Source organism: Sphingorhabdus sp., from assembly GCF_050921905.1.
Taxonomy (GTDB): domain Bacteria; phylum Pseudomonadota; class Alphaproteobacteria; order Sphingomonadales; family Sphingomonadaceae; genus Sphingorhabdus_B.
On sequence record NZ_CP050888.1, the window covers coordinates 107,806 to 119,097 of the forward strand.

Genomic DNA, 11,292 nt, shown 5'->3' on the forward strand with positions numbered 1-11,292 from the left:
GTTCCGTCGCAAAGCGGTGCTGTTAGGGACTATGCGCCGTCAGTTCAGATCCCGATCCAAGCAGCAGGCATTTTGGTTGATCCATTGGGTGTAGGTAAGCAGTCCAAAGGCAAGCGCCGGGGCAAGAAGGTGGCTCCGACCCAGCAGGATTTGGCTTATGCAGATAGTCAGGAGCAGTCCGCGAACGGTAAGGGCGAAGAAAAGGCATCTGGCGGCGGTAGCACCGTTTTATATGTGGTCGGTGGTCTTGCTGTAGTTGGCGCCGGCTTGGCTCTAGCTGGAGGCAGCGGCTCGTCACCCGCTCCCGAACCCCCCAAGGATACAACGGCACCTACCGCACCAACGGTTTCTCTTTCAACCGACACAGGCAGCTCTTCCACTGATCGCATCACCAACAACGGTCGCATCGATGTTGGCGGCCTCGAAACGGGCGCGACTTGGGAATATTCGACCAATGGCGGAACAAGCTGGCAGCCGGGCAGCGCGACAAGCTTTACACTCACCGCCGGGACTTATGCCGATGGCTCTGTTCTTGTCCGTCAAAAGGATGCCGCGGGCAATGTAAGCACGACGGGTAAACCCGCTGGCGCTGTGATCGTTGACGCCACGGCACCTTCGGTAGCCATTATTGCGCAGGTCGCAGGGGACGGGACCGTGAGCGTCACGGAAAAGGCTGCGGGTATTACCTTGAGTGGTACAGGTGAAGCTGGTGGCGCTGTGTCTGTTGCTTGGGGCGCGGTTAAGAAGGCCGCGACGGTGAATGCGTCTGGCGCATGGAGTGTCCAGTTTGCATCGGCAGATGTGCCCGCCGATGGCGCAACGACAGTACGGGTCACATTGACCGATCTGGCCGGAAATGTATCTGCCGAGGCACAGCGGGCTGTAACTGTCGATGCCCGCGTTCTCATTCAAGGTAACATTGTCGCTGGCCCGCTGGTTGCGGGCCACGGCCTGACCGTGTCCATTTTTACCAGCGCGGGTGCGCTTCTTCAGTCGGGTGTCGCCGTTGCAAGTAACGGAAGTTTTTCGACCCGTGTGTCTGCAAATCTTGGCGATGTGCTGATTGCGAAGGTCACTGACTCCAGCACAGGTGCCGACTATTCTGACGAAGCGACCGGAGCAGCGAAAGACCTTAACGCTGCGCTTTTTGCCACCGTGATCGTTTCGAACCTGTCTGCTCCAATTCAGGCGCAGGTTAACCCTGTGACCACTTTGGCGGCGATCAAGGCTGGCCTTAGTGCCGATGGCAGCGGGACAGTCAGCAATGCTGCTGCCGTTCTGAATGCCAATACGCTTGTGGCAAAGGCCTTTGGCCTTGACACTGTGAATGTGGTTCCTGTCCCGACCAATGGCGGTAGTTATGTCCCATCGGATGGTTTGAGTTCAGGTGAAAAGCTTGGCGCAGTTTTGGCTGCACTTTCCGGTCTTGACGTAACAAATGCAGGTAACACGCAAACGTCTTTGTCGTTCTTGGCGGCGCAGATCGGTCTGGGTGGTCAGTCTATTAGCGCAGACGGTCAGGCGGCTCTTCTCAATGGCGCAGCAGCAGCAGCGCCAGGCACCGTTGGGAAGCTGGAAGATGTAGTTTCAAGTCTGTTGGCAGCAACGCAGCAGTCAGTTGGCCTGAGCATCGCATCTGTCGCGACTGACAATGTCGTTTCCGCATCTGAACTTAATGGACTTGTCCTTACAGGAACTGTGGCAACAGGGGCGACTTCGGTGGTTCTCAGCCTTGGCAGTTGGACCGCAAATGCTACCATAACCAATGGAACTTGGTCATACGCCCTTTCCGCTTCTGATGCTTCTGCATTGGGTTCGAATGGCGCAAAGATTTTGGTCGCCACGGCTGTATTGGGTCAGGGACAATCCGTCACTTCGTCGCGGGCAATCCTGCTCGACACCTCTGGACCCGTTGCCACTATCAATATGATTTCAGGGAATGATGTTGTCAATGCAGCCGAAAAATTGGCTGGCGTGGTCATTTCCGGAACTGCCGAGGCAAAATCATCCATTCTGTTGACTTGGGGCGGTGTGGCGTTTTCGACGCAAGCGAACCTCGCTGGTAGCTGGACGTTGACAGTTCCGTCTGCTCAAGCGCCAGCGAGCGGAAACACGACCGTCTCGGTCGTTGCAACCGACGTTAATAACAATGCTGGGCAGGCTATAACCCGCAATGTCTCTGTCGATACGACGCCGCCGGCAAAGCCAATCATTAATGTGCTGAGCCAAGATGATGTGCTTGGCGCACCTGAAGTTGTAAGTGGCATTGTTTTGACTGGGGTAGCTGATCCTGGGACGAAGGTCCTTCTAAGTTGGGGAATTGGCACTCCATATTCCGCCTTTGCCAACGGTCTTGGTGAATGGACGATCCCCATTCCAGCCTCTGGAATTCCGGCTCCGGGCGTGCGCATTATTACGGTCCAAGCCGAAGATTCTGCGGGTAACTTGAGTGATAATGCAACCCGAGATGTTACACTTTATGGTGCCCTTACTGCGCCTGTTATTCTGCCCGTCATGGGCGACGACGTGGTCAATGCTGCCGAAAGTGCAAACGGGATCGCGTTGAAAGGCCTCGCGCCGCCCAATGCACTGGTTCGCATCGTCTGGGGATCCGCAACTGTGACGGCGAAGACCGATCCGCTTGGGAATTGGATTGCGCAATTTGGTCTAGCGGATAATCCGGCAGACGGGAATGCGACAGTTACGGCAACAATCGTTGATGCATTTGGCGCTGAATTTGGTTCTTCGAGTCGACCAGTTGCAATTGACACCGTCAGCCCGGACCCAGTTTTGATAGATACGATAGCGCAGAATAACGTAGTGAATGCGCTGGAAAAGTCGGCCGGTGTTGTTGTGTCAGGCACAGCCGAGGCGGGCAGCAAAGTAGATATCAAATGGGGTGAGGCCTCGAAATCTACAAATGCCTCTTCTTCTTCGGGTGCTTGGACCGTGACATTTGCGGCTGGGGATGTTCCGGCAGATGGTTCGACGACCGTTCAAGCAAAGGCAACGGATTCTGCTGGCAATATCAGCCAAATTTCGACGCTTCCGATCACGATTGACTCGGGCATTCCATTGACGCCTAACGTCAGCTTGGTGTTAGACACCGGAAAATCGTCGACGGATCAAATCACCAGGAACGGTAGCTTTAAGGTTCTTGGTGTGGAGCCTGGCGCAAGCTGGAGCTATTCTATCGATGGCGGTGCAAGTTGGGAACCTGGAAGCGGAACGACCTTCCCCGTTGATGACGGTAAATATACAATTGGACAGATACGGGTGTTGCAGACTGATGCGGCAGAGAATGAAAGCGTCGCATATTCAAATGCTACTGCCGTAGTCATTGACACCGGCGCAGATGAACTCGTGATTGACGACGTCAGCGGTGATAATGTTGTAAACCTTGCCGAGAAGGCGGCGGGCGTCACAGTAGCGGGCACGTTTGAACCCGGCTCTTCTGTTGTTGCCACTTGGGGAACAGTGGTTAAGACTGCGGCACCCGTTGGTGCTAATGGAATATGGTCAGTCAAATTTCTTTCGTCCGAAGTGCCGGCGGATGGTAGTCGTTCAATTACCGTATCAGCGACCGACGTTGCAGGAAACAGCACAACCGTCTCAAAACCGGCTATTGTGATCGATACGGTCGCACCGGCCGCAGCTCAACTGTCGGCTGTTGCAACGGATCAGGTTGTGGACATTCTGGAGCAGGCGCAAGGCGTGACCTTCGCGGGTACGGCGGAAGCCAATGCGCAAGTTGTGGTCCAATGGGGAGGATCGTCCAAGACTGTAAATGCGAATGGCACGGGCGCTTGGTCTGCCCTGTTCGAACCGGCAAATGTGCCTGCAGATGGGGTTCGAATTGCCTTGATAACAGTGTCAGACGCGGCAAACAATGTAGCCACGTCAATAGCCACTGTTCAGGTTGCGGCGACGCCATATATGGCGTTGACCAAAGGGGCCGAGCTTATTGTAACGAAGAACATTTTTGCATTATCGGCCAATGGGGTGAGCGCCACTTCTACGAGCATTACCATTTCCGGTCTGACAAATGGTGAATTCCGCAAGGGTGGGTTCGCTATCACCCAATTTACACTCAAAGATGTCCAAGATGGACTGGTAACATTTGTACATGACAACTCTGTCAACGCGCCGACCTTTAACGTGGCGGTGAGTGACGGGGTAATTTCCTCCGCGGCGAAGGCTGCTCAGATTTTCTTTGTGCCGATCAGCCTTTCTGTGAGTCTTGATGATATCCTAACGGGCACGAACACGGCCGATCTTTTGATTGGTGGGGATGGAAATGACACCATCAGAGGTGGCGAAGGCAATGATGTCCTTTATGGCCATGGCAGCGGGCTTATTCAGGGCCTTGATAATGACATTTTTGTCTGGGGATCGGGCGATGCCGGCCTTGGTGCTACCGATGTCATACGGGACTTTACTGCGTGGAATGGCACAAGCGGTGACAAGCTGGACCTTACGGCTTTGCTCGTGGGATATCAAGCTGGCACATCCGACATATTTCAGTGGATATCCGTGCAGAATGGAGTGACCCTGCCTGGTGCAACAGGTTGGGATGTTGGAAAAACGGGTACCCTTTTGACCATTGATATCGATGGTGCGGGGGCAGGAACTGTCACGCAGACCATTTTCTTGGAAAATGTAACGCTGACGACGACAAATCCCAATCAACTCATCTCTGGTGGAGTCATTTTAGCTTAGTTTTTTTGGGGGGCGCTTGGGCGGTCCAAATAATTTTCGGTTTAACAAATTTAAAAATATAAAATGTTGAAGCTAATTTTAATCATAGTCTTTAATATTTATTCAGGAACTCAACATGGCGCAAGACTTAAACGGATCTAATGCAAATCCTGCAAAGAATATTGTTAAAGTCAATGTTCTCAGGGCGAATGTAAAGCAAACTAAAGTCATTGACACTGACATTGTTTTCGTTCTCGAGGATGGTCGAACTGTTTTCATCCGGGACGGCGCGGTCCAGTCTCTTCTGGATAGCGGCTTTTCTGTTGAGTTTAGCGATGGCGACCAAGTGACGGGGCAAGAGTTGCTGCAATCCGCAGGTGCTGCCGAGATTTCCTCAGTTGCTTTGACGGGGCCTCAGGCGTCATCCAATGATGGTGTTATTGTTGCACAAGCACCTCAGGCAGTTGGAACGTCACCCGTTGCTGCGCCGTCTTCGGGCGGCGGATTAAAGACTTGGCTAGCCGTTGGTACGCCATTGGTGGGCGGTGTGTTGGGAGGGGTCCTTGGCGGCGGCGGCGGCGGTGGTGCAGCAGCAGCACCGACGACGGGCACTGGCACTGGCACTGGCACAACGACGAACGTCAAGCCAGCGACACCTGTGATCAACGTTGTCGCCAATGATGACAAGGTCAGCGCAGCCGAGAAGGGTGCGACTGCCGGAGTTGCGGTAACCGGGATCGCGGAGGCCAGCGCTAGCGTAACTGTTAACTGGGGTAGCACGTCTAAAACGGTAACGGCGGATAGTGCAGGCCGTTGGTCGGCCAGTTTTACAAGCGCAGAAGTGCCCGCAGATGCGCCAGGTACAACGATCAGCGCGATTGTAAAGTCGACAGCCGGCGTCTCAAGCGATCCCGCAACGAGGACCGTGCAGATTGACACAACGCCGCCCGCTGCCCCTGTAATTGCGAATGTCGCCGGTGATAATGTTATCGGCCCAACCGAGAAAACGTCTGGCGTCAACATTAATGGGACGGCGGAAGCGGGGAGCATGGTTACGGTCGGTTTTGGCGGGATAAATAAGACCGTAGCTGCCGATATGGGAGGGAATTGGTCGGTCAATTACGCAGCCACCGAAGTTCCGGTCGCGGGAACTTATCCTGTTACTGCAACCGCACAGGATGCGAATGGTAATGTTGGCACAACTCCAGCCAGCCGGTCGATTATCGTTGCCGCTGCGGTCAATCTGTTGGGTCAGATTGTTGCCGGTCCAGTGGTTACCGGCAACGGCCTGTCGGTTGATATCTATCTTGCCAACGGGACGCTTCTCGTTTCGGGTGTCAAGGTAAACGCGGATGGCAGCTTTACGGCAAACAACTTGCCTGTCGGCACCGGGGATGTGATTTTTGCGCGGGTTTTAGATAGCACGACCGGTGCGGATTATCTCGACGAAGCAACTGGGGTTCCCACGGACCTTAATGCTGTTCTGCTCGCCGCAAAGGCGGTAGAAGGCACATCGGTTACGATGAACATCAATCCGCTGACGACCATCGCGGCGATCAGGGCTGGCTTGGCGGCAGATGGTAGTGGAACGATTGCGAATGCCGCGGCGGCAACAAATGCCAACACCGCGACTGCACAAGCCTTTGGTCTTTCGGGGATTGATATTACGACATCGTCTGTCGTTGCGACAAACTCAGGTGGCTACAACCCGGACGATGGTATGTCATCTGGCGAAAAGATTGGCGCGGTGCTGGCTGCCCTGTCTGGCATGGATAGCCTAAACGCCGGGAACAGTCAGACGACGATCACGTCCTTAAGTCAATCAATCGGCAGCAACGGCGAGCTTACCAGCCAAGGTCAAGTGTCCTTGATGCGCGGGGCCATTGCGGCCGAAGACAAGGTCGACGGTTCGCTGCAAAACCTGGTTTCCGATAGCTTGGCGGCGTCTTCACCTGAGGCGCAGGTGACAATTAACGCCATTGCCACAGATAACATCATCACTGGAAATGAGGTGGCCAACCTCACTCTTTCGGGGACGGTTTCTTCGGGCGCTACGGGCGTTTCGGTTCTACTCGGCACCAAGACATCTGCGGCGAGCGTCAGCGGCACTACATGGAGCTATACGCTTTCCACCGCCGATATTGCCGAGCTTGGTGCGGATGGTGTGAAGGTCATTCAGGCGCAGGCGGCGTTGCCAAATGCGGCATCGGCCACCGCCTCGCGTGTGGTAACGCTTAAAATTGCGCCACCTGCGGCACCGACGTTAAATGTGGTTTCGGGCGACAATGCGATTAACGGTTTGGAAAAAACCGCTGGTGTTGCCTTTAGCGGCACAGGTGAAGCCGGCAGCATTGTTGTTCTCACATTTGGCAGTGTCACCAAAAATGTGCTGGTGGGCTCTGCGGGGACATGGACAACGGCGTTTTTGGCTTCTGAAATCCCGGCCGATGGCAGTTCGACTGTTTCGGTGGTGGCAAAAGATTCGTTTGGCAACTCCAGCGCTGCGGTAACGCGTTCGATCCAGATTGACACTGTCGCACCAAGCCTAGCACCAATCATTAATCCGGTGACGGGCGATGATCTGATTGGTCCGTCTGAAAAGCGTGTCGGTATCGACATTCAAGGTACGGCCGACGCGCTAGCCATTATTAGCCTGACATTTGGCAATTTTGTGCGCACAGCGACAGCCAATGCATTGGGCGTTTGGAGCGTCAGAATCCTCAGTTCGCAAATTCCCGAGGACGGCGAAACTTTGGTGACGGCGACACAATCTGACGCTGCGGGCAATGTCAGCGCCGCAGCGACACGCACGGTGAATATCGACGCGCAGCCTCCGTCTAAGCCCGTCATTTTGCCCGTGGCAACGGACAACATCGTCAATGCGACGGAAAAACTGAGCGGGATTGTCTTGCGCGGCACGGCGGAGCCGAATACGTTGATCGAACTCAATTTGGGGCTGATCAACCGCACTACCAGAACGCTCGCGAACGGCACATGGAGCGTGTCGTTATCGCCTGCACAGATCCCGTTGGACGGCACGGTAAATGTGTCCGTGACTGCGACCGACTCCTCGGGCAATGTCAGTGAAGCCGGCACGCGAACCTTCACCATTGATACGGTTATCCAGCAACCGATAATTGCCTCCATCGCGACGGACAATGTCGTCAATGCTGCTGAAAAGTTGACGAATTTAACCGTCACTGGTCAAGGAGAGCCGGGTGCCAATGTCGTGGTAACATTGGGTGGAACCTCTCGGAATGTCGCGATCAACCAATCTGGTGCTTGGCTTGTCAGTTTCTTGCCTGCGGAAATTCCGGGTGACACGCTTCAGACCGCGGTTACGGTGCAATCAACTGACCAAGCTGGCAATATCAGTGACATGGCGACGCAAAATATCCGCATTGACACGGTCGCGCACGCTACGCCTGTGATTTCTACGGTGGCGGGTGACGATCTGATCAACGCGACCGAACGCGCTGGCACTATCACCGTCAATGGCACGGCGGAGGCGGGTGCAGCGGTTAGTGTCACATGGAACGGTTTTGTCAAAAATGTTATCGCCAACACTCTTGGTGCTTGGAACGCAACCTACACCAGTGCCGAACAGCCATCGGACGGCACTTCCACCATTACGGCGCGGGCGACGGATACTGCGGGCAATGTCAATGCGGTGGATGGCACGCGCAGTGTAACCACGCTGACCACGCCGCCCGCGCTTCCAGTGATTAATCTGGTTGCGGGTGATGACAGGATCAACATTACCGAACGTTCGAACGGCATCACGGTGACGGGCACGGCGACCAACGGTGCTCGTGTTGAGGTGACATTTGGGACAACGACGAAGACCGTGACGGCAAATGGGACTGGCGTTTGGAACGCCAATTTCGCGACCACCGAAGTTGCGACAGAAGGTGCAGTGCGTCCCATCACGGCGGTGCAAACCGATGTGAATGGCAATATCAGCGGCACGGCCACCCGCAATGTCGAAGTGGACCTGACCGCGTCCGCTACGCCTTTGATTTCCACGCCGATAGCCGGAAATAATATCATCAATGCGGCGGAAAAAGCAGGGGATATCACTGTTTCCGGAACAGCCACGGATGCCGCCAATGTTGAGGTTGTTTGGGGCGACCAGACCAAAACGGTCGCGGTAACAAGTGGTGCCTGGACTGTAGTTTTTGCGGCGTCAGAGGTTCCGGCAGACATACTAACATCAACGATTCGGGTGACGGCGATTGATACAGCCGGCAATCGCAGTGCTGAGAATACAAGCAATGTCCGCATTGACACGGTCGCGCACGCTACGCCTGTGATTTCTACGGTGGCGGTTGACGATCTGATCAACGCGACCGAACGCGCTGGCACTATCACCGTCAATGGCACGGCGGAGGCGGGTGCAGCGGTTAGTGTCACATGGAACGGTGTTACCAAAAATGTTACCGCCAACACTCTTGGTGCTTGGAACGCAACCTACACCAGTGCCGAACAGCCATCGGACGGCACTTCCACCATCACGGCGCGGGCGACGGATACTGCGGGCAATGTCAATGCGGTGGATGGCACGCGCAGTGTAACCACGCTGACCACGCCGCCCGCGCTTCCAGTGATTAATCTGGTTGCGGGTGATGACAGGATCAACATTACCGAACGTTCGAACGGCATCACGGTGACGGGCACGGCGACCAACGGTGCTCGTGTTGAGGTGACATTTGGGACAACGACGAAGACCGTGACGGCAAATGGGACTGGCGTTTGGAACGCCAATTTCGCGACCACCGAAATTGCGGCAGAAGGTGCAGTGCGTCCCATCACGGCGGTGCAAACCGATGTGAATGGCAATATCAGCGGCACGGCCACCCGCAATGTCGAAGTGGACCTGACCCTGCCTGTTACGCCTTTGATCACCACGCCGATAGCCGGAAATAATATCATCAATGCGGCGGAAAAAAATGCCGGGGTTACCATTTCGGGGACTGCGCCAAACTCCACGACAGTGGAGGTCAGAATAGGCGGCGGCACCGCGAAATCCGTGACGAGCAATGGCGCATGGTCGATTACCTTTGCCGGTACCGAAATTCCGGCGGATGCGACGGGCGTCGTTATTGAGGCACGCACCATTGATGCTGCTGGAAACCCCAGCGCTTGGGTTGCGGCGGCGGCTACTGTAACTATCGACACGACGCCACCTGCTGCTGCGCCGACTGGTCTTGATTTGGCCGCGGACGATGACACAGGGTCGAGCAATAGCGATAATCTAACGCGCCAGACGTCAGGCTTGACGATCACTGGCAAAGCAGGGAACAACGCCACCGTTGAGTTGTTCGACGGCGCAACCTCGCTTGGCACGACAACTGCAAATGGCTCTGGCGACTTCACTCGTGATGTGACGCTTGCCGCTGGCGCGCGTTCCATCACCGCCAGGGAAATTGACTCAGCGGGCAATGCGAGTGTGGCATCTGCTGCACTGGCCATAACCGTTGACACGACGGTTGCTGCGCCGACCAGCCTTGATTTGGATGAGGCCGATGACAAAGGGTCGAGCGATAGCGATAATATAACGAACCAGGTCTCAAACTTGACGATCACGGGCCAGGCCGAAGCCAATGCCAGCGTTCAGTTGTTTAACGGCGCGACCTCGCTTGGCACCACAACCGCCAGTGGAACCGGCGCATTCAGCCTTGATGTGACGCTAGGTGCTAGGGTGCTTCCGCACTCAATCACCGCCATAGCAACGGACACAGCGGGCAATGTGAGTGTGGCATCTGCTGCACTGACCATAATAATCGACACGACAGCGCCTGCTGCGCCGAAGGGGGTCGACCCTGTTGCTATCCCTACCCTCTCGAATATTGTAAACGGCATTGGCGGCTTTGTGATCAACGGCGTAGCGGCAGGAGACCAATCGGGCATCTCAGTCCGCTCTGCGGGCGATGTGAACAATGATGGTTTGGACGATCTGATCATTGGGGCAAGGTTCGCCGACCCGAATGGGGTCAGTAACGCCGGCGCGAGCTATGTGGTGTTTGGCAAGGCTGGAGGTGCGTCGGTTAACCTCTCGGATGTTGCAAGCGGCACTCGCGACCTTGGCTTTGTGATCAACGGGGCAGCGGCAGGTGACCTTGCGGCCTAGGTCAGTCAGCTCTGCGGGCGATGTGGACGGACGATGGTTTGGACGATCTGATCATTGGGGCACCTAATATGGTCCACGAACGGCCCCAATTCCGGCGGGACCTTTGTGGTGTTTGGCAAGACGGATGACGATCCGGTTAACCTCTCGGATATTGTAAGCGGCAATGCCGCTAAATGGCTTTGTGATTCCTCGGGTTAAGTGCACAAGACAATCTGGGCTGCTCAGTCAGCTCTGCGGGCGATGTGAACAAGGATGGCATTGACGATCTGATCGTCGGGGTACCGGGTGCCGACCTGAACGGGGTCAATTCCGGCGCGAGCTATGTGGTGTTTGGCAACCGCAATAGGGAGAGATACCACAAGCAGTTGACCTCATCGGCGATTGCAAGGCGGCAATAGCAACCTTGGCTTTGTGATCAACGGGGCAGCGGCACATTGACTATTCGGGCCGCTCAGTCAGCTTTG

At 55.5% G+C, this 11,292-nt stretch carries 3 protein-coding genes; all 3 read left to right on the top strand.

The window, feature by feature from the left end:
* The first annotated feature begins 72 nt into the window (after positions 1-72).
* The 3 genes from HEQ18_RS00555 to HEQ18_RS00565 all read left to right on the top strand — a co-directional run bounded on the left by HEQ18_RS00555 (position 73) and on the right by HEQ18_RS00565 (position 11,226).
* Positions 73-4,719: a beta strand repeat-containing protein gene (locus tag HEQ18_RS00555; RefSeq protein ID WP_432815102.1), complete on the top strand. Its 4,647-nt coding sequence runs from the start codon at positions 73-75 to the stop codon at positions 4,717-4,719.
* A gap of 115 nt (positions 4,720-4,834) precedes the next feature.
* On the top strand, positions 4,835-10,828 hold the full coding sequence (locus HEQ18_RS00560; RefSeq protein ID WP_432815103.1) for an Ig-like domain-containing protein: 5,994 nt from the start codon (positions 4,835-4,837) through the stop codon (positions 10,826-10,828).
* Between the two features lie 242 nt (positions 10,829-11,070).
* On the top strand, positions 11,071-11,226 hold the full coding sequence (locus tag HEQ18_RS00565; RefSeq protein WP_432815104.1) for an integrin alpha: 156 nt from the start codon (positions 11,071-11,073) through the stop codon (positions 11,224-11,226).
* Positions 11,227-11,292 lie beyond the last annotated feature (66 nt).